The sequence below is a fragment of the Streptomyces sp. NPDC087263 genome (assembly GCF_044744645.1).
Taxonomy (GTDB): Bacteria; Actinomycetota; Actinomycetes; order Streptomycetales; family Streptomycetaceae; genus Streptomyces.
In genome coordinates, this window is the sequence record NZ_JBIUYT010000011.1 from 282,330 (window position 1) to 308,569 (window position 26,240).

The window sequence follows — 26,240 nt, forward strand, 5'->3', positions numbered from 1 at the left end:
GTACGGTCTCTTCTCCGACGTAGCGCCGTGACGCGGGGTGTCCGGTCTGGTCCGACGCTATGTCGCACGGAGAGATGAGCGGGGGGTTATCGGCCATTCTCGGCACCCGCGGCGACTGTGACGCTGCTCTCGGCGCCGCCGGTGCCTCGGGTGTCCCAGGTGCTGCCCCGGGTGCCCTCGGCGCTCTGGATGTCGCTCCGGGTGTCCATGCTGCCCTTGACTCCCCGACCCGCCTGCGAAGATCAACGACCGCCGCCCGGTCACGGATGTCGTCCGTGCTGTCCGGGCGCGGAGCAGGGGCGTCAAGGCCCCCGCGAGATATCGCGCTGATCACGCCCCCAGGCTATCGCTCCCCACCGGGGAGTCGTCATGAGCCGTATGTGTACAAAAGCAGGGGTCGAACTTTGACACTCTGCACAGGGACGAAAGGGACGCGGGCGTGCAGTGCGGGCGACTTCCCTGCGGGGCGAGCGCGTTGGCCCTAGGTCCTGTCGTCACATTCCCGTCTGCCCTCCGGGCGACGACGGGACTCTGACGACAGGACCTAGCCCGGTTCCCATGACAGCGGGCGGCGGCTGCCCCGCCGACGAGGGCAGCCGCCGTGACACCGCCCGGGGCGAAACGGCTGGGCGCCTGCCATGACAGCCAAGGCCCGTGGGGACGGGAACCAACACTGCCGACACCCAACCGCTCCCTACGGATTCCTCACCCCGAACAGCTCGACCCGAGCCTCCCCCACCCTGCATGCCCCCACCATCGGTACCCACGAAGATCCGTATACGTATAGGGGGATCAGGCCAACAGCTAGGTGTACCTACCGCTACCGTCCCAGCTGCGGGCATGCGTGCCGCTGCAACCGTCCCAGCTGCGGGCATGCGTGCCACTGCTCCCGTCCCAGCTGTAGGCGTGCGTGCCACTGCTCCCGTCCCAGCCGTGGGCATGCGTGCCGCTGCAACCGTCTTAGCTGTGGGCATGCGTGCCGCTAGGGGCGGCACGGGTGGGCACAGCGGCACCCCGCATAGCGCCGGGCCGCGCGACCCACCCCGACCCAAGCCTCCACGCCGGGTACCTGGTCAACGCCGGTAAGCCCCCTCCCCAGGCGCCCAGGCACCGGGGGTCAGCACCCCCCAGCCCGCCGCTAGGCGTCCGGCCCCGCAGGGATCTCCCCCCGAGACCCCACCCCCAATTTCGCCAGAATGTGCTCGACATGCGCATCGGCGGTCCGCTTGGAGATGACAAGCCGCTCAGCGATCTCCCGATTGGAGAGCCCCTGCGCCACCAGCGCAGCGACCTCCCGCTCGCGCCGGGTCAACGCATCCGCCCCACCCCGCCGAACCCCGCCCCGCGGCCCCGGCACCGCCCCCGGCGTATCCACATCTCCCCGCACCGCCTCCAACACCTCCGGCCCGCTCAACCGCGCCCCCACCACCCGCCACCGCTCGAACTGCGGACCCCCCAGCGCGACCCTGATCTCCTTGCCCACCGACTCCTGCTCCCGCAGCACCGAGGGCAACAGCCCGATCGGCGCACTGTGCAACCGCTGCGCGTTCTCCGCGTACCCAAGCAACCAGGCAGCCCGGACATACCGCTTCTCGTACGCCGCCGACCAGGAGAGCCCGAGGCAGCACAGCCCCGCCACCAGCACCTCACCGATCCCGGCCACTTCTTCGAGGGCCTGCCGCAGTCGGGCGGGACTCTCCGTCCGGTCCCCGGCGAGCCACGAAATCAGCCCGTACGCCCCGAGCGTGGAGGCGTGCATCTGCCGCTCGCCGGTCTCCTCAAGCCGGGCGAGCCCCACCTCGCACAGCTCCAGCGCGCCGGGCACATCGCCGAGTACGGCCCGTACGAGCGCTCCCTCGTAGTGGTGCAGCGCGATACCCAACAGGTCGTCGCGCACGAGAAGTAGCTGCCGCTCCACCTCCACCATGGCCAGCCCCTCCTCGAAACTCACCTCCCCGCACAAGGCCCGCAGCCCGCCGATGTACCCGCGCGCGATCGGCCCCACCGTCTCCGTCTCCCCACCGACGCGCGCGGCGACCTCCTCGGCCTGCCGCGTCCGCTCCAGCGCGAGCGCCAGATCGGCGTTCCACACCCCGAACATGCCGGTCACCAGCAGCCCCCAGGCCCGCGCCGGACAGTCCCCCGGAACCCGCTCCAGCCCCTTCTCGATCCAGTACCTCCCTTCGGACAAGGCCCCGCGGGCCCGCCAGTGCGGCCACAGCCTGGCCGCGAGCCGCAGCCCCTCCTCCGCCCTGCCGGGCACCCCGCTCTCGTACGCGTACTCCAGCGCGGCCCGCAGATCGGCGATCCCGGCGCGCACCTCGTGGTGCAACTCCGTCTGGCGTGGCGTGAAGAAGCCGTCCTCAAAGCGGACCCCCAGATCCCGCAGGTAGGCGAAGTGCCGCTCCCGCACGGCCGCCCCGCCACCCGACTCCTCCAGCCGGTCGGCGCCGTACTCCCGGATGGTGTCCAGGAGCCGATAACGCCCGCCGTCCTGCCCGACGCGCTGCACCACCGACTTGTCGAAGAGCCCGATCAGGGGCTCAAGGACCCCGCCCGCCTGCAACTCGCCGCCCGCACACACCCGCTCCGCCGCCGCCAGCTCGAAGGAACCCGCGAAGACGGACAACCGTGCCCACAACGTCCGCTCCTCGGGGGTGCACAGCTCATGCGACCAGCCGATGGCCGTACGCAGGGTCTGGTGCCGTGTCAGCGCCGTGCGCCGCCCGCCGGTGAGCACCTCGAACCGACGGTCGAGCCGGGCCACCAACTCCGCCAGGGGCACCGCGCGCAACCGCACCGCGGCCAGCTCCAGCGCCAGCGGAATCCCGTCGAGCCGGTCGACGAGCGCCCGCAACTGCCCCTGGTCACCGTCCGCCACGGCGAACCCCGGCACCACCGCCCGCGCCCGCTGCACGAACAGTTCCAGCGCGTCGTCACGGGCCAGCGGCGCGATCTGGAGACAGTGCTCGCCCGGCACGTCCAGGGGCTGTCTGCTGGTCGCGAGGACGCTGACGCCCTCGGCCTCCCGCAGCAGGATGTCGGAGAGCATCGCGCAGCCGTCGACCAGGTGCTCGCAGGTGTCGAGGACGATCAGCAGGCGACGCCCCTGGAGATGAGCGACCACCGCGTCGAGCGGCTTCATGCCGGACTGCTCCGGCAGTTCGAGGACCGCGGCGAGTGTCGCCGGTAAGAGCTCCGGGTCACGCAGCTCCGACAGCTCGGCCAGCCACACCCCGTCCGGGAACCGCTCCCCGACCCCGGCCGCCACCCGCAACGCCGTACGGCTCTTGCCGACCCCGCCGGGCCCCACCAGCGTGACGAGCCGCGCCCGCTCCAACGCGCCCCGCGCCAGAGCGAGTTCCTCGGCCCGCCCGACGAAACTGGTGAGCTCGACGGGAAGGTGACCACCCCGCCGCTGCCCGAAGCCGAACCCGAATCCCATCGCGCCCCCCACAGCACGCGCCACCGTTCACACCGGGGCCCTGGTCCCCCGCACAGCGTACGCACCCGGAAGCGGAGCGTTAACGTCTTCGCCTCAAGTCCCTACTCCCTCATAGTCCCTACTGCCTCACTGCACATCCCGCCGAACACGCCCGGCTCACCCCGGCGCCAAGCCCTGGCCGGCCGCCCGCACCGGCCACCGGTCATCGCCATGCCCCAGTGAGACTGCGGGAGCACCGCCACGTCACAGTCGGGCCGCCACCTCACGCCGGCCAGGCTGCCCCACCCCGGTCAGGCCGCCAGCCGCTGTGCCTCCACGACCGCTTCCTCCAGGCTGTCCACCACGGGCACGCCCACCTCCTCCAGGCTGGCGCGGCCATGCGAACCGCCGGTGTAGAGGACCGCCTGCGCCCCCACATGGCGGGCGGCTATCGCGTCGTCGGCGGCGTCACCGATCACCACCACGCGGGCCGGCTCCACACCGGCGAGCGCGCTCAGGTGCCGCACCATGTGCTCGGCCTTGCTGCCGCCGGAGGGCCCGGTCCGCCCGTCGACCCGGACGAAGTGCGGCTCGATCCCGAACTCCCTCACCAACGGGACCAGTTCCTCATGCCCGTACATACTGAGGATCGACTGGCTGTGCCCCGCCGACCCCCACTCCGCCAGGAGCGTCGGCACACCCGCGGTGAGCTCGCACACCACCCGCTGCTCCGTGTAGTACCGATGGAAGGTCTCGTCCATGATCTGCCACTCGGCGGCGGTCGGCAGTCGCCCCATGAGCCGCTCATAGAACTTCGGCACCGGAACGCAGTACAACGCCCTGTACCGCTCCAGCGTGATCGGCTCAAGGCCCAGCTCGGCGAACGCCGCGTTCGTCGCCCCGATGATCGCGGCATTGTCGTGGAACAGAGTCCCGTTCCAGTCCCACACAATGTGCGCTGCTCCGTACTTCCCCATGACAAGAAAGTACCCGCCCCCACTGACAACGCTCCAGACAGCCCGTCCGCGGCGGCGGCGCCCGGAGCAGCGAAGCCTCAGTCCCCCAGGCCCACCAGGTTGGGGATCTCCTGCGTGGCGAACCACAGCAGCTCGTGGTCCTCGGCCCCGTCCACGATGAACTGAGCGTCGTCGTCCCCGTGATCGGCCGCCCCCAGCGCCTCCACCGCGGCGACGATGTCCGCCTCCGCGTCCGCCAGGTCGACATGCACGGCAGCCGCCTTGGCCAGGGGCACTGCCCCGGAAACGCGCACCTCACCGAGCGCCGCGGGTTCCAGCCCCCGGTCGGGGTCGGCGACCGCGTCCCGGTCGGCCACGTCGACCGCGACAACCACCCGGCGCCGCACGGCCCCCGGATCGACCGCGAGCAGCCGCAGCGACGCCAGCGCGGCACGGTTCAGCGCCGCGTACTCGAGCTCCTCGATGTCGTCCGAGAGATACCACTCCCGCAAGGCGGGCGTGACGGCGTAGGCGACGAACGGTCCCGACCCCAGCTCCCCCGTCTTGTACGCCTCGGCGAGACCGGAGAGGGTCAGGGGGACGTAGACGCGCATGGCTGGCCGCTTTCGTAGTCGGAGAGCTCCGGGAAGGGCGTTCCTGCGCCTCCCGGGAGGGCCTTCAGGATACGTGTGGGCGTCCCCTTTCGAGTCCCCGGTCGCACCCTCCGGAGCGTCCACCTCCGGCTCGGGATTCACCCGGTACACCCCGGCTCCGCCAAGGCTCCCGCACCGCCCGGCCACTCTGATGAGTGAACATTCCTGCCGCACCGACGCGGGCGCCACGTCCTTGCGGAGGCCCGCACCCGCCTCGTACAAGATCCCCAACGCAAAAGTTACCGCCCGGTATCAAGCCGGGCCCAGCGAGCGGGGACCACGGATGAACAAGGTGATGACCAGGACGACGCGCCACCCGGGCAGCCGCCCGCCGGGCCGTCAGGACTCCCGCCGCCCGGCTACCACCTCACCGCGCGCACCGGGCGGCGGCACCACGCCTCGTACGCCCCCGGGAGGCAGCCCGCCGCCGCCCGGCGGAGGCGCATCCCGAGCCACACCTTCCGCCTCGCACACCACATCTCCCGCATCGCGAACCACACCGCCCGGAAGCCGAACCACACCGCCCGCCGGTCGCCCGCCCACGACGCAGGCCGGAGCCACGACCCGCACCGCGCCCCCTGCGGCCATCCACCGCCCGGTCCCCGCTCAGACCCCCCACAGGCCCACTTCCCGCCCCCGCCCCACCGACCTCTTCGCCGACCTCCTGCTCGCCGTCCTGAGCGGCCAGCGCCCCGTCCACTGCATGCTGCGCCACACCGCGGGCCGCGCCTACGACGAGCTGGCCTGGCTCGCCGAACGCGGCCTCCTGCGTACCCGCGGCACCCGCCCGGTCGTCCGCGACATCGGCTACTACGTGCCGCGCCCCGGCGCGATCGAGGCCTTCGCCCGCATCGGCGCCGGCGAACAGCTCCGCGCCATGGCCTTCCGCCTGGAACAGGCTCCCGACCTCCGCTGGCGCTGCACAGCGGTCGAACTGGGCGGCCCCCGCATGCCGCACACGAGCGACGACTGAACCGGGGGCAGCGCAAAGGGCCGGACACCCGAAGGTGCCCGGCCCTCAGCCGACTACTGAACCGCTGAACCGCTGAAGGAAACGGTCACTTCTTGCGGCGACGCGCGCCCTTCTGCTGCTTACGGCGCTCCGCGCGCGTGAGGCCGTCCGACTCGGAGCGCACGGGCTCGTCGTCGTCGCTGGCGAAGTCGCCCTCGATGATGCCGCCCTCGCCGTCCACGGTGGGCGCGGAGAAGTGCAGCCTGTCCGGCCGCTGCGGGGCGTCGAGCCCCTTGGCGCGGATCTCGGGACGCGCACCCGCGGGGACGGTGTCCGACTTCTTGTCCAGCGAAGGCGCGGAGTCCGCGACCGGAACCTCCTCGACCTGCTGCTCGACCTGGACCTCCAGGTTGAACAGATAGCCGACGGACTCCTCCTTGATGCCGTCCATCATGGCGGTGAACATGTCGAAGCCCTCGCGCTGGTACTCGACCAGGGGGTCCTTCTGCGCCATGGCGCGCAGGCCGATGCCCTCCTGGAGGTAGTCCATCTCGTAGAGGTGCTCACGCCACTTGCGGTCGAGGACCGACAGCACGACCCGGCGCTCCAGCTCACGCATGATCTCCGAGCCGAGCTGCTCCTCACGGGCCGCGTACTGCTCGTGGACGTCGTCCTTGATGGACTCGGAGATGAAGTCGGCGGTCAGACCGGCACGGTCACCGGCGGCCTCCTCCAGCTCCTCGACGGTCACCTTCACCGGGTAGAGCTGCTTGAAGGCACCCCACAACCGGTCGACGTCCCACTCCTCGGCGAAGCCCTCGGCGGTCTCGGCCTCGATGTACGCGTCGATCGTGTCGTCCGTGAAGTGCTGGATCTGCTCCTGCAGGTCCTCGCCCTCCAGGACGCGGCGGCGCTCGCCGTAGATGACCTCGCGCTGCCGGTTGAGCACCTCGTCGTACTTCAGAACGTTCTTACGGGTCTCGAAGTTCTGCTGCTCGACCTGCGACTGGGCGGACGCGATCGCGCGCGTGACCATCTTGTTCTCGATCGGTACGTCGTCGGGAACGTTCGCCATCGACATGACCCGCTCGACCATCGCGGCCTTGAAGAGGCGCATCAGATCGTCACCCAGCGACAGGTAGAAGCGGGACTCGCCCGGGTCGCCCTGACGGCCGCTACGACCGCGCAGCTGGTTGTCGATACGCCGCGACTCGTGCCGCTCGGTGCCCAGCACGTACAGCCCGCCGAGGTCCTTGACCTCCTCGAACTCGGCCTCCACCGCCTTCGCGGCCCTCTCCAGGGCGGCAGGGAGCGCCGCGGCCCACTCCTCGATGTGCTCCTCGGGGTCGAGGCCGCGCTGGCGCAGCTCCGCCTCGGCGAGATCGTCGGGGTTGCCGCCGAGCTTGATGTCCGTACCACGGCCGGCCATGTTCGTGGCCACGGTGACAGCGCCCTTGCGGCCGGCCTGGGCGATGATCGGCGCCTCGCGGTCGTGCTGCTTCGCGTTCAGCACTTCGTGCTGGATGCCGCGCTTGGAGAGCTGCTGCGAGAGGTACTCGGACTTCTCGACCGACGTCGTACCGACGAGGATCGGCTGGCCCTTCTCGTGCTTCTCGGCGATGTCGTCGACCACCGCGTCGAACTTGGCGACCTCGGTGCGGTAGATCAGGTCCGACTGGTCCTTGCGGACCATGGGCCTGTTGGTCGGGATCGGGACGACGCCGAGCTTGTAGATCTGGTGGAACTCGGCGGCCTCGGTCATCGCCGTACCGGTCATGCCGGAGAGCTTGTCGTAGAGGCGGAAGAAGTTCTGCAGGGTGATCGTGGCGAGCGTCTGGTTCTCGTCCTTGATGTCCACCCCTTCCTTCGCCTCGATCGCCTGGTGCATGCCCTCGTTGTAGCGGCGGCCGGCGAGGATACGGCCGGTGTGCTCGTCGACGATCATGACTTCGCCGTCGATGACGACGTAGTCCTTGTCCTTCTTGAAGAGTTCCTTGGCCTTGATGCCGTTGTTCAGGTAGCCGACGAGCGGGGTGTTCACCGACTCGTACAGGTTGTCGATACCCAGCCAGTCCTCGACCTTGGCGACGCCGGATTCGTGGATGGCGACGGTGCGCTTCTTCTCGTCGACCTCGTAGTCCCCGGTCTCCTCGATGCCCTTGAGAGTGTTGCCCGCTTCGCCCCTCTTCAGCCGCGTGACCAGCTTGGCGAAGTCGCCGTACCACTTGGTGGCCTGGTCGGCGGGGCCGGAGATGATCAACGGCGTACGGGCCTCGTCGACGAGGATGGAGTCGACCTCGTCGACGATCGCGAAGTTGTGGCCCCGCTGCACCAGTTCGTCCTGCGACCACGCCATGTTGTCGCGCAGGTAGTCGAAGCCGAACTCGTTGTTCGTGCCGTAGGTGATGTCGCACGCGTACTGCTCGCGGCGCTGGGCCGGCGTCATGTTGGCGAGGATGCAGCCGACACTCAGACCCAGGAACTTGTGGACGCGACCCATCATTTCGGAGTCGCGCTCGGCCAGGTAGTCGTTGACCGTGATGAAGTGAACGCCGTCTCCGGTGAGCGCGTTCAGATACGCGGGCAGCGTGCCGACCAGGGTCTTGCCCTCACCGGTCTTCATCTCCGCGACATAGCCGAGGTGGAGCGCGGCGCCACCCATCATCTGCACGTCATAGTGACGCTGGCCAAGGACGCGCTTGGCAGCCTCACGGACGGTCGCGAAGGCCTCGGGCAGCAGGTCGTCGAGGCTCTCCCCGTCGGCGTACCGCTGCTGGTACTCATCGGTGAGGGCCCGCAGCTCGGCGTCGGAGAGGTCGACGAAGTCCTCTTCGATGGAGGTGACCTGGTCCGCGATGCGGTGCAGTTTGCGCAGGATCTTGCCTTCGCCTGCACGCATGATCTTTGAGAGGACGGACACTGGGCTATGTCTCCTTGCCGGTCGGGCCTGGGACGGTCGGTTGCAATGACAGATTCAATTAGCAGCTTGAGCAACGGCCATCGTAAGCGAGGACCCCACCGCACCGGGAGGCCTGCTCGTGAGAGCCACTAGGACAACGGCCAGGGGTTGCGGAAGGTGCCGCGTTCGCGTCGCGAAAAGTAATCGCGGACTCACTCTCAGCAAAGGAATGGCGCCCTCGCGCCCGCCCGAGCAGAATCGGCCGATGGACCCCGTCACCCTGACCACGGACCGTCTTCTGCTGCGCACCGTCGGCCCGCTCGATACGGACGCCGTGTACGACGCCGTCCAGGACCCCGACATCCAGCGCTGGACCACGATCCCGTCGCCCTATCTCCGCGAGCACGCAGAGGGCTTCACGGACCAGATGGTGCCCGACGGCTGGGCTGACGGCTCCATGTTCACCTTCGGTGTCTTCCTCCCCTCCGGGGAGCTGGTGGGCATGCTCGCCATCACGATGCGGTCCCTGGGTGTCGGCGAGATCGGCTTCTGGGCGAAGAAGGAACACCGCGGCAACGGCTACATCACCGAGGCCGCGCTCGCCGCCTCCCGCTGGGCCTTCACCGACATCTCCCTCGACCGCGTCGAATGGCGCGCCCAGGTCGGCAACACAGCCTCCCGCGCCGTCGCCGAACACGCCGGCTTCACCCTCGAAGGCACCCTCCGCTCCGCCATCAACAACAAGGGCGTACGCCGAGACTGCTGGGTGGCCTCCCTGCTCCCCTCGGACCTGGGCCTCCCCTCGACAGCGCCGTACTTGCCGACGCCGACACCCTCCAGCCCGTCCGGCGTTTGAGGACGAGGCCGTTCAGGCCGACGCGGGGTCTGGGGCGGCAGCCCCCAGGTACGGGCCGGGTAGGGGCGAAGGGGGCGAAAACCCCCAACCCCAGCCCCCACGCCGGGCACCATGAAGCGGGCGCCCACCCCAGCCGGCACCACGGCCACCCCTCACTGTCAGTGGCACCGCCTACCGTGAGGACATGACCACCCTCCCGCCCCCCACCACCGAACTCTCCACAGACGAAGCCCGCCGAATCGCCCTACGGGCACAGGGTTTCCTGGGCGCCCCCGACCGCAGAGCCGGCGTACGCGGAGTCCTGCGGCACCTCGGCGCGGTCCAACTCGACACGATCTCCGTCCTCGCCCGCTCCCACGAACTCATCCCGTACGCCCGCCTTGGCGCGGTGGGCCGCAAGACGGTGGACGCGGCGTACTGGACACCGGGTTCCGACGGCGCACCCCACGCCTTCGAGTACTGGTCCCACGCGGCCTGCATCCTCCCCGTCGAGGAGTGGCCCCACTTCGCCTTCCGCCGCCGCGCCTACCGCGCCCGCCCGCACTGGAACCACGACCTGCCGGACGGCACCTACGACCAGGTCATCAAGCAGCTCCGCGCCGAAGGCCCCCTCACGGCCACGGATCTGGGCGGCGCGAAGAAGACCAGCGAGTGGTGGGACTGGTCGGGCACCAAGGTCGCCGTGGAGCGCGCGCTGATGTACGGCGAGGTGGTGTGCACCGAACGCCGCGGCTGGAAGCGGGTGTACGACCTCGCCGAGCGCGCCGTCCCCGGCACGCTGCTCCATGACGAGCTGGACGACGCGGAGTGCGTGCGGCGCCTCGTCCGCCTCGCGGGCCAGTCCCTGGGCGTCGGCACGCGCGCGGACATCGCCGACTACCACCGCCTCAGGGGCGAGCAGGTCGACGCCGTGATCGCGGAATCGGGCCTGGTCCCGGTGACGGTGGAGGGCTGGGGCAAGCCCGCGTGGGCGGACCCGGCGGCCCTGGAGTCGCCCCCGCGCGGCCGCCACCGTACGACACTGCTGTCGCCGTTCGACTCTCTCATCTGGGAACGGGCCCGCACGGAGCGGATCTTCGGCTTCACCCACCGCCTGGAGGCGTACACCCCCAAGCCGAAGCGGGTGTACGGCTACTTCGCGATGCCGGTCCTCGCCGGCGGCCACCTGGTCGGCCGCGTGGACCCCGCCCGCGAGGGCCGCACCCTGGTCGCCAAGCAGGTCACCCTGGACGGCCCCAAGGCAGTCCCCGCGGTGGCCCAGGCCCTGGTGGAGGCCGCGAGCTGGGTGGACTGCACGGACGTACGGGTGGAACGGGTGGACGCTCCGGAGCTGCGCGCCCCGCTCACCAGAGAGCTGTCCCACGCCCTCGCGTGACCAGCCGACGCACACGCGACCGCCCAACCGACCCGAATCTCACCCGATCTCACCCGACCTCACCCGAGTGACTAGCGAATCTCGAGGATCTTCTCCCGCATCGCGTACACCACGGCCTCCATCCTGGAGTGCAGTTGCAGCTTCTCCAGGATGTTGCGCACGTGGTTCTTCACCGTGTTCTCGGAGATGAACAACTCCTTGGCGATATCCCGGTTGTTCATCCCGGTGGCGACGAGCTTGAGAACCTCCAGCTCGCGCTCCGTCAGCCGCGGCGCAGGCACCAGTCGTCGCTCGTCGGTGCGCTGGATCATCGACTTGAACTCGGTGAGCAGTTTCGACGCCATGGAGGGGCTGATCTGCGACTGCCCGTCGGCGACCGCGCGAATGGCCGTGGCCACTTCGTCCGTGGAAATCTCCTTGAGGAGATAACCGGTCGCGCCCGCCTTGATCGCGTCGTAGAGATCGGCCTCCTCGTCGCTGATCGTCAGCATGATGATCTTCGCGCTGGGGGCCACCTCCTTGATGGAGGTGCATGCCTCGATACCGCCCCGTTTCGGCATGCGTACGTCCATCAGCACGATGTCGGGCAGCAGGTCGGCCGCTTTGTCGACCGCCTCGGCCCCGTCACCCGCCTCACCGACGACCTGGATGTCCTCCTCGGCCGCGAGCACGATCTCCAGACCGCGGCGGAAGAGGGCGTGGTCGTCCACCACCAGGACCCGGATGGGCTCCTTTCGTGGAGACCCCGCGTCCGGGCCCATGCCGGTGACGCCGTCGTCGGCATCCCCGTCACGCATCGGTCCGAAGCTGTCCGCCATCGTTCCTCCCCCTGAAGGCCGTGGCCCTGTGTTTCTGTGCCATCGCCAACCCAAGGCAGCGGCCCACGGGTTGGGCCGGTGCGGCCATGATTCCATGCCCGGACGCCAATGCGGTGACAGAGCGGGGCGCGAGAGGTCGCACACCGGTGCCCCTGGGGGCGCATGAGCGCTCCAGGGGCACCGGCCCAACTGTCACCGGGGTGGATCAGCCGCCGAGCGCTCCGCCGGGCGCGGACGACCCGGCTCGGGCGACCATCGGGTCCGTGTTGAGGTGGATCACGCCGTAGTCGTACGCGTGCCGCCGGTAGACGACACTCGGTTCCTTGGTCTCGGAGTCGACGAACAGATAGAAGTCGTGCCCGACCAGTTCCATCTCGTAGAGAGCCTGGTCCAGCGACATCGGTGCGGCCACGTGGGACTTCTCGCGGACGACGAGGGGGCCTTCGCCCATGACCTCGAGAGGGCCGACCTTCTTGGTCGGCACGCGGTCGGGCTCCTCGTCGTGGACGATGCTGCCGTCGCCGTTCAGCGTCGCGGCGTCCGGGACGCGGTCGGCGACCTCGGCGGCCGAGATCCTGCCGGTGCCACGGCGGGTGTAGCGCTTGTCGTGCTGCTTGCGCAGCCGGGCTTCGAGTTTGTCCGCCGCCAGGTCGAGTGCCGCATACGGATCGCTCGCCGACGCCTCCGCCCGGATCACCGGTCCGCGGGAGCGAAGCGTGATCTCCACTCGGTCACAACGGTCGGCCTGCCGGGGGTTGGGCTCCTTGGACACCTCGACGTCGAGGCTGATCACCTTGCCATCGAGCTTCTGGATCTTCTCCAGTTTCAGCTTCTCGGCCACGTGCTTGCGGAACCTCTCGGGCACCTCGGTCTTGCGGCCCTTGACGACGATGTCCACGCAGAACTCCGTTCCCGGATAGCTCCGCTCCACTGGCGGAGCATCTCCCTTTTGCACCAGGCTCCGGTGAGTCCCGGAACCTCGGACTCGGTGACTTTCACCTCCTCCTCCCCCATGGGCAAGATCTACACCCCAACCGAGGCGGGTGATTGCAGAAAACCCGCGGCACGGCATTCGGATAAGCGAGGTACGGCCCGCGCCATTGCCTCACAACCGAACATATCTCGCCCGGACGGATGACGTCACCCTCTACTGCGGCGTACCTCCGTTCAGGTGAATTGGCCGACTCATTACCTGCAACGATGCAAGTTTCCAGTCAGTTCCGGTTTATTTCGAACGAGTCCGGAGGTGCCGCGACCACGGCCGCGCAGATCATGACTCCCGAGCCGCCCGCACCCGTCCTCGCCATGGCTCCCGCTCCGCCCATACCCGTCGCACCTCCGGCCTGGCACCTACCCGCGATTCCCTGGCCCACCGGTGGCCCGGCCGCCCTCTCCGCCGACATTGCCCGAGCCGACGCCCTCCGTTCCCCTACCGCCGCCCCGTAGGCGTCGGCGTCACCGATGTCCGCCACCGCCGCCCGTACGGCCCGTGCCGCCTCCGTCAACGAGGCGCCCGTCGTCATCAGGTCGTCCACCAGCACGATGCTGCTGCCGGCCGCCAACAGCCGTTCACCCCCGGCAGCCACCTCCAGGGCACCCGCGAGATTGTCCAGCCGCTGCCGGGAGTTGAGCCCCGACTGGTCGGCCACGGCCCGCCGCTGCCGCAGCACCGCAAGCACCCGGGCCGGCGTCCCCGTGCGCCGCAGCTCACCCGCCGCGGCGAGCGCGATCCGCCGCGCCGGATCATGACCACGCGCCCGCACCGCCCACCGCGAGGACGGCACAGGAACAAGCAGCACGGCCCCACGTCCGGCTCCCCCGGGATCTCCCGGACCTGCCCGCTCCCGCCCCGACAACGGCTGCCCACCACCGCCTCCCGGACCACCGTCCGGAACCCCGACCCGACCCCCCTGCCCCACTCGCGATCCACTCGCCCCCGACCAGCCGTCCACAGTCCCCGGCAACCCACCCCCCACTCCCGACCGCCCCTCGGTCCACAGCAGCCCGTTCCCGGCTCTCAGCTGCCCCTCCACGGCCATGAGCCGCCCGTCCGGCACAGGGAGGCGCGCGTACCCCAGTCCTGCCCGCACAGCCCCGGCCAGCGCCGCGCCGAGGGGGCCCGCGAGCGGCAGCGCACCCCGTTCCTTGTGGGCGAGGAGCGCCGCCCGCACCTCGTCCTCGTAGGGAGCCGCCGCGTGCACCACAGGCAGCCCGGCCGGCTCCGGCACCGGTCGCACCCGGCTCGGTGCGGCCCCTGTCAGAGCGGCACGGCACTCAGGGCAGAGCACCGTGCGAGGCCTCCCGCAGCCTCCGCACTCGGCCGGCAGCACCAGATCCGTGAGGTCCTGCCACCACCCCCGCATGCCCACCACTGTGCCAAGGCACGGGCAGACCGGCCACCCCTGTGGATAACTCCCTGTGGACAACCCACGCAGCCCTCGGACAGCCCGGTCGACCCCGTCGCCCGTGCCCCTCTCGACCCCGCCCGGCGTCACCCGCAGACCGGCGCGCTACCCGGGATAGACCGGCGCCGTCCCGTCCTTGACCACCGTCTGCCACTGCTCCCCGGACGACAGCCGCACGATCCCGTCCTCCTCCGAGTGCGCCACCAACGGCAGCCGCTCGTCCTCGGACGCGGCGATCTCCTTCACGCCCGTCAGCGCTGAGGGAGCCGTACCGACCGGAGTGGAGCCGTCGACCTGGACGTACGCCATCTGCTGGACGCCGCCCTCCTCGCGCCCGACCACCACCAGACGGCTGTCCCCGGCCCACGACATGGCCGTGACATCCTCCAGCTGCGGTGCCGCGGCACGCAGTTCGAGGATGGAGACGACGGGGCGTTCGGCGGACTCGGTGTCGCGCTCGATACGGCCGATCTGCAGCGAGCTCTTGCCGTCCTTCTCGATGATCAGCGCGATCCGCACCCCGTCGGCGGAGACCCGTACCGCCTCGATGCGCCCGTCAAGGCCCGGCGCCGAGACCACCAGCGGTTCGCCCGCGCCCTTCTCCAGCAGGAGCAGCCGGGGGTTCTCCGGATCGCGGTCGGCCACCCACAGGTCACTCCGCCCGTCCCAACTCGGCGTCGTCAGCCGGTCGTCCGGAGTCCTGCCCGCGCTGTGCAGCACCGCCTCGCCGAGCGAACTGCCCGACACCAGCGACCCGACGTACAGCGAACTCCCGTCGGTCGAGACCCCGGCAGCGATGTCCTCGTCCCGCGACACGGCGGCCGACCGCAACTTCGTCTCGCCCTCGCCCAGCGCACCGGGCACCGGCTCGGGCTGCTTGTCCCCGTTGCCGCTGGGCATCCGTACGAGGCGCTGCTTGCCGTCGATGAAGTACTGGTACTCGGGAGGCTGTCCGGTGCCGTGCGAGGCGACGCTCTCCGCCCGGCCCTCGGTCAGCACACACAGCTGCGAACCGTCCGACTTCTGCAGCTCGACCTCGTCCACACCTGTGGGCGTCAGGTCCTGCAGTGTGAAGAGAAGCTGGGTCGCCATCCTGGTGCACTGGGCCTGTCCGACCTGGTCGGCCTTGCTGTTCAGCGGAACCGTCACCCTGTTGCGGTCATCGGGCGACAGGGACTTGACGCCCTTCTTGAGCGCCGTACCGGAGGGGAAACTCGACGTCACCACCGGGTCCAGCCAACTGGTGGGCCCCTGGAGGAGGGTGCGGACCATCTCCGTCATCGGGTCCACCTCCCCGCGTACGTAGACCGGGTCGGCGACGGTCACGAGCTGTCCGTCGGTCCCTGAGGACCCGTTGGAAGCGAAGTAGTACTTGTTGACGGAGTCGTAGTTGCGCTCGAAGTCGGACTTGCCCATCACCACACCCTGGGGCAGGCGGTCGATGCGCCACTGCTTGTCCGGCTGCTGAGTGAGATGCACGGCCTCGGAGTACGAGCCGGACTCCGGCGCGTACGCGTGCTGCGTGTCCACCGTGGCGACCCTATTGCCGCTCAACTGGTACAGGAAATCGTCGTTGGCGCCCTCTCTGGCCCCCGACTGCACCACCTCGGTGTTGGGTCCGTCCGCGAGGACGTTCGTGGACTCGTAGGGGTCCCACGTCTTGTGGGCGCTCGCGGACAGATACAGGCGCGCCGTCGCGTACTCCGGGTCGTCGCTGGTCAGCGCCTCCAGGAAGCCCCGCACGATCTCCGCGGGCTGGGCGTCCTCCCGTGGTGGCATCGCGAAGACCCGGACCTGGGAGTCCGCACGTGGCGTGGACTCGACGTCACGCAGGTCCCCGCTGTCCGGCATCGAGGCGCATCCGGCCAGCAGCAGCGCACCGCAGCCGACATACGCGGCCACCCGCACCGGACGCCGTCGACCGCCGCTTCGCTCGCGGTCAGCGCCCACGAAATGCCTCCCCTTGCCCTTGTCCGAGCCCCTGCGACTCTCCGTCGGCTGCCCCGCGTTCCTGTCCGGCCCGCTCGCCGTCCGCGGCAGGTGTGTCGTCCGGCCGTCGTGCGGCCCCGGTGGGCCGCGGCACCACGCGCGCGCCGTTGCCCGGCAGCGCCGTCGGGTCGGCCGTGGGCGACACCGCGGGCAGTCGCGGACCCATGGTCGTCCGAGGCGGCGTACTCCCGCCGACGGGCTGCTGCACCGGCACCGTCGCGAGCTTGCCACCGCCACCGGGCGGCAGACCGGCCTCATTAAGTCCACGATTTCGCCGCGAGTCCTTGGGCTCCAGCGGTATGGGCGACCCCCGCAGCGGTTCGTCCGCCGTCCGGGGCAGCGTGAGCCGGAACTGCGAACCGCCGCCCGGCTCGCCCCACGCCTGCAGCCAGCCGCCGTGCAGCCGCGCGTCCTCCAGGGCGATGGACAGCCCGAGTCCCGTTCCGCCCGTCGTACGCGCGCGTGCCGGATCCGCCCGCCAGAAGCGGCTGAAGACCCGGGTCGCCTCGCCGGGCTTGAGGCCCACCCCGTAGTCGCGTACCGCGACCGCGACCGCCCCGCCCGCCGCGGCCAGCTTGACCAGCACATCCTTGCCCTCGCCGTGCTCCACGGCGTTGACGACGAGATTGCGCAGCACCCGCTCCACCCGCCGGGCATCCGCCTCGGCGATCACCGGCTGCTGGTCACCGAGAACGCGTATCCGGGTGCCCTTGCGCTCGGCGAGCGGCTCGGCCCCGCTGAGCACCCGTCGTACGACCACACGGAGGTCTATGGGCTCGGCCTCCAGCGCGGCCGCGCCCGCGTCGAAGCGGCTGATCTCCAGCAGGTCCGCGAGCAGCGTCTCGAAACGGTCCAGTTGGTCGGCGAGCAACTCGGCCGACCGCGCGGTCATCGGATCGAAGTCCACGCGCGCGTCGTGGATGACGTCGGCCGCCATCCGGACGGTCGTCAGCGGCGTACGCAGCTCGTGCGAAACGTCGGAGACAAACCGCCGCTGCATCCGCGACAGTTCCTCCAGCTGCTGGATCTTCAGCTGCAGGTTCTGCGCCATCTTGTTGAAGGCCTCGCCGAGCCGCGCGATGTCGTCCTCGCCGGTGACCTTCATACGTTCCTGGAGGCGCCCGGCGGACAGCCGTTCGGCGATGCCCGCCGCCATCCGTACGGGCGTGACGACCTGGCGCACCACGAGCCAGGCGATGGCCCCAAGGAGCACCACGACGAACAGCCCCGCCGTCGCGAGCGTCCCCTTGACCAGGCTCAGCGACTTCTCCTCCTGGGTCAGCGGGAAGAGGTAGTAGAGCTGGTACGTGTCGTTGTTGGGGTCGTTGACCTCTTTGCCGATGACCAGCGCCGGCTGCGGATCCTTGGCGTCCTTGTAGACGACCCGTGTGTAGCTCTGGGCCGCCACCGTGCTGCCCTCGACACGGGCGCGCAGGTCCTCCGGCACACTCAGCGTCGGGTCGACGTTCCCGGAGGAGCGCGGCCCGAGTCCGCCGCCGCCGTCACCGGCCGCGGTGGAGCTGAGCGTCACGACGTCGAAGGCGCCCTGGCCGCCGCTGGAGAGGGACACCACGAGGTCGCTCATCCACTGGCTGACGTTCTTGGCGGGGCGGCCGTCCGGGCTCGACGTGTCGGCGCCGTTCGCCGTCGCCGCCGAGTCCGCGTTCTGCTTGGCCACCGAGAATCCGCCGGTGGCCTGGCTCTGCGACGCCTTCACCTTGGCGTCCAGCAGGCCGTTGCGCACCTGCCCGATGACGACGAAGCCGAGCAGCAGCACCACGCCGAGGGACATCAGCAGCGTGGTGACGACGATCTTGAGCTGGATGTTGCGCCGCCACAGCCGTATCACCGGCAGCAGCGGACGGCGCACCCAGCGCATGAACAGCCGAAGGACCGGGCTGCCCTGGACTCCGCCCTGAAGCAGCCCGCCCTCGACGAACTGCATCCAGCGGGAGCCCGGGGAGCCCGTCACTTTCTGGCCGACGGGCCGCCCCGAACGGACCCCCGGCTCACCGGGCGCCGAAGCGGCACTGTCCCGGGACATGTCAGCTCGGTCCGGCCTTGTAACCGACGCCACGGACGGTCACCACGATCTCCGGCCGCTCCGGGTCCTTCTCGACCTTGGAGCGCAGCCGCTGGACATGGACGTTGACCAGGCGGGTGTCGGCGGCGTGCCGGTATCCCCACACCTGCTCGAGGAGCACCTCTCGGGTGAACACCTGCCACGGCTTACGGGCGAGCGCCACCAGCAGGTCGAACTCCAGCGGCGTCAGCGCGATGGACAGCCCGTCCCGCTTCACAGAGTGACCGGCCACGTCGATGACGAGGTCACCTATGGCCAGCTGCTCCGGCGCCGGTTCCTCGGAACGGCGCAGCCGCGCCCTGATCCGCGCGACCAGCTCCTTCGGCTTGAACGGCTTCACGATGTAGTCGTCCGCGCCCGACTCGAGGCCCACCACGACATCGACGGTGTCGCTCTTCGCCGTGAGCATCACGATCGGCACCCCGGACTCCGCCCTGATCAGGCGGCACACCTCGATACCGTCCCGGCCGGGAAGCATCAGGTCCAGGAGCACCAGATCGGGCTTGCTCTCACGGAAAGCGGCCAGCGCCTTGTCGCCGTCGGCTACGAAAGACGGCTCAAAACCTTCACCACGCAACACAATGCCGAGCATCTCGGCCAGTGCGGTGTCGTCATCGACGACAAGGACTCGTCCCTTCATAAACGACATCATCCCATTAACTAAATCGTTACCTGGCGTGACCTGTCACACAGCTCGGCAAGCGCCTCAGCTGTCACGGGCGACACAGCGCCCTCTTCGGTCACGATCGCCGTCACCAACTCGGGCGGCGTCACATCGAACGCCGGGTTGTACGCCTGGGTCCCCAGGGGTGCCACCGGTATCCCGCCTCCCGCTTCCACTCCTGCCACCGGCACCTGCGGTGCTGTGATCTCCGTCACTTCATGACCGGGGCGCTGCTCGACCTCGATGGATGCCCCGTTCGGGGTGCCCAGGTCCACCGTCGTCAGCGGCGCCACCACGATGAACGGCACGTGGTGGTAACGGGCCAGCACCGCGAGCGGATAGCTCCCCACCTTGTTCGCCACCGAACCGTCGGCCGCGATCCGGTCGGCGCCGATCAGTACCGCGTCCACCTCGCCCGCCGAGAACAGCGAGCCCGCCGCATTGTCCGTGAGCAAGGTGTACGCCATTCCGTTGCGCGCCGCTTCGTACGCCGTCAGGCGAGCACCTTGCAGCAAAGGCCGCGTTTCGTCCACCCACAGCCTGCGCAGCTGCCCCGCCCGGTGCGCCGCGAGGGCCACCGCGAACGCCGTGCCCTCCCCACCGGACACCAGCGCCCCGGTGTTGCAGTGCGTCAGAATCCGGTGCCCGCCGCCCGGCAGCAACTCGTCGAGCAGCGCCAGCCCGTGCACGGCCATCCGCGCGCTGGCCTCGGCGTCTTCCCGGTGCAGCGCACGCGCCTCAGTGAGCGCCGCCCCGGCCGCCCGCTCCGGATCACCACCGCCGGAGAGCGCGGCCCGGTATGCCGCCTGCGCCCTGCGTACGCCGACAGCGAGGTTCACCGCGGTCGGCCGGGCCCCGGCCAGCGCGCGGGCGGCATCGTCCACGTCGAAGCCGCGTACGGCGGCGAGCGCGACGCCGTACGCCCCGGCGATACCGAGCAGCGGCGCCCCGCGCACGGCGAGCGTGCGGATCGCCTCCACCAGCGCGGGCGCGTCCGTGCACACCAGCTCGACTTCCTCGGCCGGCAGTCTCGTCTGGTCGAGGAGGACAAGTACGGGGCCTTCGGGTGGCTCGTCCCAGCGGATCGCGGGTATCTCCGTCGGCCCGCTGTCCTGGCGGGATTGCGCGTACTGATCAGCCATCCGCCCAGTCTGCCCCGTACCCGGCAGACAATTGAAGGTGTACAGCTCATACGACCGCCGGTCCCCAGCCGCGCACACCGTGGCACGATGGCTGCCAACCTGCCGCCGCGCCCGCGGACGGGCACCGTGAAGGAGCGACGATGAACGACACTCCGGGCTGGGCCTCGCCCGGATCTGCCCCCTCCGACGGGCAGGGGCCGGACACCTCCGGCGCCGTGCAGCCCACGGAGCAGCCCGCGGACCAGGGCAGCACAGACCAGCCGGACGCCCCTTCGCAGTGGTCCAAAGAGCAGCCCCCGCCCGGCCAGTGGTCCGCCCCCGGCCCCCAGGACGCTGTTCCCGGCCAAACCCCGCCACCACCTCCGCCCGGCCCGGGCTGGGGCGGCCAGTACCCCGGCGGCCCGGGCGGCTACGGAGCCCAGGGTGGCTACGGCGGTCAGGGGGGCGGCGGCTGGGGCGGCCCCGGCTACGGCGGCCCCGGGGGTCCCGGCGGCTGGGGAGGCAACTGGGGTGGCCCGCCGCCCGCGGCCAAACCCGGCGTGATCCCGCTCCGTCCGCTCGGCGTCGGCGAGATCCTCGACGGCGCGGTCTCCACGATGCGCACATACTGGCGCACCGTCCTCGGCATCTCGCTGACCGTCGCGGTGGTCACCGAGATCGCGATCGTCCTGTTCCAGGGCTTCGTCCTGGACGACAGCTCCACCACGGACACCCTCAACGACTCGACCGCCACCGTCAGTGAGGTGGGCAGCGCCCTCGGGAGCACCCTGCTGGGTTCCGGTGCCGTCCTGCTCATCACCCTGCTCGGCACCATCGTCGCCACGGCCCTGCTCACGACCGTGACCAGCCGCGCCGTGCTCGGCAAGCCGGTGACCACCCCTGAGGCCTGGCGGGATGCCCGTCCTCAGCTTCCGAAGCTGTTCGGCCTGACCATCCTGCTGCCGCTGATCGCCGCCGCGATCGTCGCGGTCGGCATCCTGCCCGGAGTGATCGTCGGGGTGGCCGTCTCGGGTGACGCGGGCATCGCGCTCGCCGTCATCGGCGGACTCGGCGCGAGCGTTGTAGCCGTCTGGCTGATGACCCGCTTCTCGCTCGCCTCGCCCGCCCTGATGCTGGAGAAGCAGAGCGTCTTCAAGTCGATGAGCCGCTCCGCGAAGCTCGTGCGCGGTTCCTGGTGGCGCGTTTTCGGCATCCAGCTGCTTGCCACGATCATCGCCAACATCATGGCCTCGATCATCGTCATCCCGTTCACCTTCCTCGCCGCGGCGCTGAGCGGCGACGGCATCACCGGCTTCCTCGACAGCGACAGCGGCTCCCTCGGCTGGACGTTCCTCGTCATCAGCGGGATCGGCTCGGTGATCGGATCCACGCTCACCTTCCCCGTCACCGCCGGAGTCACGGTGCTCCTCTACATCGACCAGCGCATCCGACGCGAGGCCCTCGACCTCGACCTGGCCCGCGCCGCCGGCGTCCAGGACTACGGCTCCGCCGCCCCCGGCACCACTCCGGGGAGCTGATGGGGTGAGCCTGGCGGGGGGAGTTCTCACAGCGGTACTGGCACTACCGCGCAATGGCATCACAGGCGTCGTGGCACTACCGCGCAACGGCGTCACAGCCGTCCTGGCACGTCCGCTCACCGGCGACGAACCGCCGGTGACGATCCCACGCGACCCCGCGCGGGAGGCGGCCGAACGCGAGCTGTCCAAGCCGATGTACCACGAGAACGATCCCAGCCTGGCCCAGCGCGCCCTGGACGCCTTCTGGGACTGGGTCGACAAGCTGTTCGGCGCCGCCTCGACCGTGGCTCCCGGGGGGACGCTTGGGCTTGTCGTCATCGTGCTGGCCGTGCTGGCGGTCCTGGCCGCACTGTGGTGGCGCCTGGGCACCCCGCACCGCGCCCCCACATCGGCCCCGGCACTCTTCGACGACCGCCCCCGCAGCGCCGCCGAACACCGCGCCTCGGCAAAAGCACACGCCGCCCAGGGCCACTGGAACCAAGCCGTCCAGGAGCGCATGCGCGCCATGGTCCGGTCTCTGGAAGAGCGCGCCCTGCTCGATCCACGCCCCGGCCGCACCGCGGACGAGGCAGCCGCCGAGGCTGCCCGCACCCTGCCCTCCCACGCGGACCGACTGCGCGCCGCGGCACGGGACTTCGACGACGTGACGTACGGCGGACGAACCGCGAACCCGCGCACATACCACCGCCTCACCGAGCTCGACCGCGACCTGGAGCACACCAAACCCGTACTCACGAGCAGCAGCCCCCAGAGCCCGGCCCACAACGCCCGCCAGGGGGCCGCCCAATGACCGAGGCCACCTTCCAGTCGACCTCGACCCCGACCTCGGTCTCGCCCACGGCCCGCCAGCGGTGGACGCGCGCCCGCGGAGTAGTCCTCGCGGTCGTGATCCTCCTCGCGGCCGCCATCGCGATCGCCGCCGTCCGCTCCAACGCCCAGCACGGCCAGCTCGACCCCCGCTCCGCCGACCCCTCCGGCAGCCGAGCCGTCGCCGAACTCCTCGCCGACGAGGGCGTCTCCACCCGCGTGGTCAGCACCCTGGACGGGGCTCGCGCCGCAGCCGGCCCCGACACCACCCTCCTGATCGCCGCCCCGGACCTGCTGACCGACCGACAGCAGACCCTCCTCCGTACGGCGGCCGAGAACTCCGGCGGCCGCACGATCCTGATCTCCCCGACGTCGCCCTCCCTGGGCATCCTCGCCCCGGCAGTCACCGCCGACCCCGTGACCAGCTTCGACTCGAAGCTCTCCCCAAGGTGTGACCTGCCCGCCGCCAAGCGCGCGGGCACCGCCGACACGGGCGGTATCCGCTACACCACCACCGATCCCATCGCCGACGCCTGCTACCTCAGCGAAGGCCTGCCTACCCTGCTGCGCATCCCGGCCCTCAAGGGGGACGGCGACACCGTCGTACTCGGCGCCCCCGACATCCTCTACAACTCCCGCCTCGACAAGCACGGCAACGCCTCGCTCGCGCTCCAACTGCTTGGTTCCCGTCCCCACTTGGTCTGGTACCTCCCCTCGCTCTCCGATCCCTCGGCCACCGAAGCGGGCGACCAGGGCTTCTTCGACCTACTGCCCTCGGGCTGGCTCTGGGGCACGCTGCAGCTCTTCATCGCGGCAGGCCTCGCCGCCTTCTGGAGGGCACGCCGACTGGGCCCCCTCGTACCCGAACGCCTCCCCGTAGCGATCCGCGCCTCCGAAACCGTCGAAGGCCGCGCCCGTCTCTACCGCAAGGCCAACGCCCGCGACCGCGCGGCCACCGCCCTGCGCTCCACCACCCGCACCCGCCTCGCCCCCCTCGTAGGCGTCCCCGTCACCCAGGCGCACGCGCCCGAGTCCTTGCTCCCCGCCCTGTCCGCCCAACTCCGCGGCCAACGCGACGGACAGGCCCTGCACTCCCTCCTCTTCGGGCCGTCACCCCACGACGACGCGGCCCTCATCTCCCTCGCCGACCAACTCGACGCCCTCGAAAGAGAGGTACGCCATTCATGATGGACCCGACCACTGACAACGCCGGGAACACCGGGGACCAGGGCACCGCCCGCGCCTCCTTGGAAGCCCTGCGCGCCGAAATCGCAAAAGCCGTGGTCGGCCAGGACCCCGCCGTGACCGGTCTCGTCGTCGCCCTGCTCTGCCGCGGACACGTCCTCCTCGAAGGAGTCCCCGGAGTCGCGAAAACGCTGCTCGTACGCGCCCTCGCATCGGCACTGGAACTCGACACCAAACGCGTCCAGTTCACCCCCGACCTGATGCCGAGCGACATCACCGGCTCCCTCGTCTACGACGCCCGCACCGCGGAGTTCTCCTTCCAGCCGGGCCCGGTCTTCACCAACCTCCTGCTCGCCGACGAGATCAACCGCACCCCGCCCAAGACCCAGGCCTCCCTCCTCGAAGCCATGGAGGAACGCCAGGTCACGGTCGACGGCACCGCACGCCCGCTCCCCGATCCGTTCCTGGTCGCCGCGACCCAGAACCCGGTCGAGTACGAGGGCACGTACCCCCTGCCCGAAGCCCAACTGGACCGCTTCCTGCTCAAACTGACGATCCCTCTGCCGTCTCGGCAGGACGAGATCAGCGTCCTCACCCGCCACGCCGAGGGCTTCAACCCGCGTGACCTGCGCGCCGCCGGCGTACGCCCCGTAGCGGGCCCCGCAGACCTGGAAGCCGCCCGGGCCGCAGTCGCGAAGACCTCGGTCTCGCCCGAAATCACCGGCTACGTAGTGGACATCTGCCGCGCCACCCGCGAATCACCGTCCCTCGCCCTCGGCGTCTCCCCGCGCGGCGCGACGGCCCTCCTCGCCACGGCCCGAGCCTGGGCCTGGCTGACCGGCCGCGACTACGTCATCCCTGACGACGTAAAGGCCCTCGCCCTCCCCACGCTCCGCCACCGGGTCCAACTCCGTCCCGAGGCCGAGATGGAGGGCGTCACCGCCGACTCCGTCATCACCGCGATCCTCACCCACGTCCCCGTCCCCCGCTGATGCCGCTCACCGGACGCGCTGCCCTCCTGGCAGCCCTGGGCACACTCCCCATCGGCATCTGGGAGCCGAGCTGGACAGGCATCCTCGCCGTCAACGGCCCGCTGGCCCTGGCCTGCGCCTGCGACGCCGCACTGGCAGCACCTGTACGCCGCCTCGGCCTGACCCGCTCCGGCGACACCTCGGTACGCCTCGGCGAAACCGCCGACGTCACCCTGACCGTCACCAACCCCTCCGGCCGCCCCCTCCGCGCCCGGCTCCGCGACGCCTGGCCGCCAAGCAGCTGGGAGTCCGGCACCGAAGTCGCCGCTTCCCGCCACCGCCTGACGATCCCGGCCGGCGAACGCCGACGCCTGACCACCCGCCTACGCCCCACCCGCCGCGGCGACCGCCAGTCCGACCGCGTCACCATCCGCTCCTACGGCCCACTCGGCCTCTTCTCCCGCCAGGGCAACCACAGGATTCCCTGGACAGTACGAGTCCTGCCGCCCTTCACCAGCCGCAAGCACCTCCCCTCCAGGCTGGCCCGGCTCCGCGAACTCGACGGCCGCACCAGCGTGCTGACCCGCGGCGAGGGCACGGAATTCGACAGCCTCCGCGAGTACGTCCCCGGCGACGACACCCGTTCCATCGACTGGCGCGCCACAGCCCGCCGCACCACAGTCGCCGTACGCACCTGGCGCCCCGAACGCGACCGCCGCATCCTTCTCGTCCTCGACACGGGCCGCACCTCAGCAGGCCGCGTCGACGACGCCCCACGCCTCGATGCCTCCATGGATGCGGCCCTACTCCTCGCAGCCCTGGCCTCCCGAGCCGGCGACCGCGTAGACCTCCTCGCGTACGACCGCCGAGTACGCGCCCTTGTCCAGGGCCGGGCGGCAGGCGAACTCCTCCCCTCCCTGGTCAACGCAATGGCGCCGCTGGAACCGGAACTCGTCGAGCTGGACGCGCGCGGCCTCACCGCCACAGCACTCCGTACGGCCCCACGCCGCTCCCTGATCGTGCTGCTGACGAGCCTGGACACGGCCCCCATTGAGGAAGGCCTGCTCCCGGTGCTCTCCAGCCTGACGCAACGCCACACTGTTCTCCTGGCGTCAGTGGCGGACCCGCACATCGCCCGCATGGCAGCGTCCCGCGGCAACACCGAAGCGGTGTACGAGGCGGCAGCCGCGGCCCAGGCCCAGACAGAACGCCATCGGACCGCCGAAAAGCTCCAACGCCACGGTGTCACCGTCGTCGACGCGACTCCGGAGAACCTCGCACCGGCCCTCGCGGATGCGTATCTGGCACTGAAGGCCGCCGGCCGACTATAGGCAAGCACAAAAGAAGAAGGGGGGTCTCTTTTCCAAGAGACCCCCCTTTCAAGCACACAAAGCCTCTGAACGCAGAAAACCCCCGTACCGTTTCCCGGTACGGGGGTTTTCTCCAAAAATAGTTCGGCGGCGTCCTACTCTCCCACAGGGTCCCCCCTGCAGTACCATCGGCGCTGTGAGGCTTAGCTTCCGGGTTCGGAATGTAACCGGGCG

20 protein-coding genes and 1 rRNA gene are annotated in these 26,240 nt (G+C 70.4%); 8 read left to right on the forward strand and 13 right to left on the reverse strand.

The annotated features are described in order from the left end of the window. Positions 1-86 precede the first annotated feature (86 nt). From ACIPC1_RS32500 to ACIPC1_RS32515, 4 genes are all read right to left on the reverse strand, one after another. The gene (locus ACIPC1_RS32500; protein ID WP_402523473.1) at positions 87-209 is read right to left on the reverse strand and encodes a hypothetical protein; all 123 of its coding nucleotides are present in this window, start codon (positions 207-209) and stop codon (positions 87-89) included. A 929-nt stretch (positions 210-1,138) separates the two neighbouring features. After that, the gene (locus tag ACIPC1_RS32505) at positions 1,139-3,445 is read right to left on the reverse strand and encodes a LuxR C-terminal-related transcriptional regulator (protein ID WP_402523476.1); all 2,307 of its coding nucleotides are present in this window, start codon (positions 3,443-3,445) and stop codon (positions 1,139-1,141) included. A gap of 290 nt (positions 3,446-3,735) precedes the next feature. Then, a complete protein-coding gene (locus ACIPC1_RS32510) occupies positions 3,736-4,401 on the reverse strand; it encodes an HAD family hydrolase (protein WP_384392106.1) in 666 nt (221 codons plus the stop codon). A 77-nt stretch (positions 4,402-4,478) separates the two neighbouring features. Further along, positions 4,479-4,994 (reverse strand): DUF6912 family protein, encoded by a 516-nt coding sequence (locus ACIPC1_RS32515; protein WP_402523480.1) that lies wholly within the window; start codon positions 4,992-4,994, stop codon positions 4,479-4,481. A 322-nt stretch (positions 4,995-5,316) separates the two neighbouring features. Between ACIPC1_RS32515 and ACIPC1_RS32520 the strand changes: the two genes are divergently transcribed. Beyond that, on the forward strand, positions 5,317-6,006 hold the full coding sequence (locus ACIPC1_RS32520; protein WP_402523482.1) for an Rv3235 family protein: 690 nt from the start codon (positions 5,317-5,319) through the stop codon (positions 6,004-6,006). A gap of 85 nt (positions 6,007-6,091) precedes the next feature. Here the strand turns inward: ACIPC1_RS32520 and secA are convergent, their stop codons facing one another. Then, positions 6,092-8,905: a preprotein translocase subunit SecA gene (secA, locus tag ACIPC1_RS32525; protein ID WP_402523484.1), complete on the reverse strand. Its 2,814-nt coding sequence runs from the start codon at positions 8,903-8,905 to the stop codon at positions 6,092-6,094. Between the two features lie 244 nt (positions 8,906-9,149). Here secA and ACIPC1_RS32530 point away from each other — a divergent pair, with 244 nt between their 5' ends. Beyond that, positions 9,150-9,740: a GNAT family N-acetyltransferase gene (locus ACIPC1_RS32530; protein ID WP_402523487.1), complete on the forward strand. Its 591-nt coding sequence runs from the start codon at positions 9,150-9,152 to the stop codon at positions 9,738-9,740. Positions 9,741-9,924: 184 nt separating this feature from the next. After that, positions 9,925-11,115 carry a winged helix-turn-helix domain-containing protein gene (locus tag ACIPC1_RS32535; protein ID WP_402523489.1) on the forward strand — a complete coding sequence of 397 codons (1,191 nt, stop codon included), beginning with the start codon at positions 9,925-9,927 and terminating at the stop codon, positions 11,113-11,115. 71 nt (positions 11,116-11,186) lie between these two features. On the opposite strand, the gene ACIPC1_RS32540 is transcribed toward ACIPC1_RS32535, so the two are convergent. The 7 genes from ACIPC1_RS32540 to mtnA all read right to left on the reverse strand — a co-directional run bounded on the left by ACIPC1_RS32540 (position 11,187) and on the right by mtnA (position 20,216). Then, entirely contained in the window at positions 11,187-11,933 is a 747-nt protein-coding gene (locus ACIPC1_RS32540; protein ID WP_384393188.1) for a response regulator, read from the reverse strand. A 205-nt stretch (positions 11,934-12,138) separates the two neighbouring features. Next, a complete protein-coding gene (gene hpf / locus ACIPC1_RS32545; protein ID WP_402523491.1) occupies positions 12,139-12,831 on the reverse strand; it encodes a ribosome hibernation-promoting factor, HPF/YfiA family in 693 nt (230 codons plus the stop codon). A 316-nt stretch (positions 12,832-13,147) separates the two neighbouring features. Then, positions 13,148-14,161, reverse strand: a complete 1,014-nt coding sequence (locus ACIPC1_RS32550; protein WP_402523494.1) for a ComF family protein — start codon at positions 14,159-14,161, stop codon at positions 13,148-13,150. 282 nt (positions 14,162-14,443) lie between these two features. Further along, positions 14,444-16,288, reverse strand: a complete 1,845-nt coding sequence (locus ACIPC1_RS32555; RefSeq protein ID WP_402523496.1) for an LpqB family beta-propeller domain-containing protein — start codon at positions 16,286-16,288, stop codon at positions 14,444-14,446. Continuing rightward, positions 16,278-18,371 carry an MtrAB system histidine kinase MtrB gene (gene mtrB, locus ACIPC1_RS32560; protein WP_402523498.1) on the reverse strand — a complete coding sequence of 698 codons (2,094 nt, stop codon included), beginning with the start codon at positions 18,369-18,371 and terminating at the stop codon, positions 16,278-16,280. Before mtrB ends, ACIPC1_RS32555 begins: the two co-directional genes overlap by 11 nt. Before the next feature lies 1 nt (position 18,372). Then, the gene (gene mtrA, locus ACIPC1_RS32565) at positions 18,373-19,062 is read right to left on the reverse strand and encodes a two-component system response regulator MtrA (protein ID WP_199820881.1); all 690 of its coding nucleotides are present in this window, start codon (positions 19,060-19,062) and stop codon (positions 18,373-18,375) included. An 8-nt stretch (positions 19,063-19,070) separates the two neighbouring features. Continuing rightward, complete coding sequence (mtnA, locus tag ACIPC1_RS32570; RefSeq protein ID WP_402523502.1) at positions 19,071-20,216, reverse strand: S-methyl-5-thioribose-1-phosphate isomerase; 1,146 nt, start codon at positions 20,214-20,216, stop codon at positions 19,071-19,073. 140 nt (positions 20,217-20,356) lie between these two features. Here mtnA and ACIPC1_RS32575 point away from each other — a divergent pair, with 140 nt between their 5' ends. The 5 genes from ACIPC1_RS32575 to ACIPC1_RS32595 are packed head-to-tail and all read left to right on the forward strand — an operon-like array spanning position 20,357 to position 26,027. Next, positions 20,357-21,733 (forward strand): hypothetical protein, encoded by a 1,377-nt coding sequence (locus tag ACIPC1_RS32575; protein ID WP_402523504.1) that lies wholly within the window; start codon positions 20,357-20,359, stop codon positions 21,731-21,733. 4 nt (positions 21,734-21,737) lie between these two features. Continuing rightward, positions 21,738-22,523 carry a DUF4129 domain-containing protein gene (locus tag ACIPC1_RS32580; RefSeq protein ID WP_402523506.1) on the forward strand — a complete coding sequence of 262 codons (786 nt, stop codon included), beginning with the start codon at positions 21,738-21,740 and terminating at the stop codon, positions 22,521-22,523. Beyond that, entirely contained in the window at positions 22,520-23,728 is a 1,209-nt protein-coding gene (locus ACIPC1_RS32585) for a DUF4350 domain-containing protein (protein ID WP_402523508.1), read from the forward strand. Before ACIPC1_RS32580 ends, ACIPC1_RS32585 begins: the two co-directional genes overlap by 4 nt. Continuing rightward, positions 23,728-24,717, forward strand: a complete 990-nt coding sequence (locus ACIPC1_RS32590; protein ID WP_402523558.1) for an AAA family ATPase — start codon at positions 23,728-23,730, stop codon at positions 24,715-24,717. The genes ACIPC1_RS32585 and ACIPC1_RS32590 overlap by 1 nt, the downstream gene beginning before the upstream one ends. Next, positions 24,717-26,027, forward strand: a complete 1,311-nt coding sequence (locus ACIPC1_RS32595) for a DUF58 domain-containing protein (protein WP_402523511.1) — start codon at positions 24,717-24,719, stop codon at positions 26,025-26,027. Before ACIPC1_RS32590 ends, ACIPC1_RS32595 begins: the two co-directional genes overlap by 1 nt. 121 nt (positions 26,028-26,148) lie before the next feature. Here the strand turns inward: ACIPC1_RS32595 and rrf are convergent. Continuing rightward, positions 26,149-26,240 (reverse strand): 5S ribosomal RNA (gene rrf / locus ACIPC1_RS32600); the annotation flags it as partial.

Coding starts and splice junctions, on each gene's coding strand:
- mtnA (WP_402523502.1), bottom strand. CDS start 20,216: ATGGCTGATCAGTACGCGCAATCCCGCCAGGACAGCGGGCCGACGGAG.
- ACIPC1_RS32515 (WP_402523480.1), bottom strand. CDS start 4,994: ATGCGCGTCTACGTCCCCCTGACCCTCTCCGGTCTCGCCGAGGCGTAC.
- mtrA (WP_199820881.1), bottom strand. CDS start 19,062: ATGATGTCGTTTATGAAGGGACGAGTCCTTGTCGTCGATGACGACACC.
- ACIPC1_RS32530 (WP_402523487.1), top strand. CDS start 9,150: ATGGACCCCGTCACCCTGACCACGGACCGTCTTCTGCTGCGCACCGTC.
- ACIPC1_RS32505 (WP_402523476.1), bottom strand. CDS start 3,445: ATGGGATTCGGGTTCGGCTTCGGGCAGCGGCGGGGTGGTCACCTTCCC.
- ACIPC1_RS32595 (WP_402523511.1), top strand. CDS start 24,717: ATGCCGCTCACCGGACGCGCTGCCCTCCTGGCAGCCCTGGGCACACTC.
- ACIPC1_RS32590 (WP_402523558.1), top strand. CDS start 23,728: ATGGACCCGACCACTGACAACGCCGGGAACACCGGGGACCAGGGCACC.
- ACIPC1_RS32500 (WP_402523473.1), bottom strand. CDS start 209: ATGGACACCCGGAGCGACATCCAGAGCGCCGAGGGCACCCGGGGCAGC.
- ACIPC1_RS32520 (WP_402523482.1), top strand. CDS start 5,317: ATGAACAAGGTGATGACCAGGACGACGCGCCACCCGGGCAGCCGCCCG.
- ACIPC1_RS32585 (WP_402523508.1), top strand. CDS start 22,520: ATGACCGAGGCCACCTTCCAGTCGACCTCGACCCCGACCTCGGTCTCG.
- mtrB (WP_402523498.1), bottom strand. CDS start 18,371: ATGTCCCGGGACAGTGCCGCTTCGGCGCCCGGTGAGCCGGGGGTCCGT.
- ACIPC1_RS32510 (WP_384392106.1), bottom strand. CDS start 4,401: ATGGGGAAGTACGGAGCAGCGCACATTGTGTGGGACTGGAACGGGACT.
- ACIPC1_RS32540 (WP_384393188.1), bottom strand. CDS start 11,933: ATGGCGGACAGCTTCGGACCGATGCGTGACGGGGATGCCGACGACGGC.
- ACIPC1_RS32535 (WP_402523489.1), top strand. CDS start 9,925: ATGACCACCCTCCCGCCCCCCACCACCGAACTCTCCACAGACGAAGCC.
- ACIPC1_RS32575 (WP_402523504.1), top strand. CDS start 20,357: ATGAACGACACTCCGGGCTGGGCCTCGCCCGGATCTGCCCCCTCCGAC.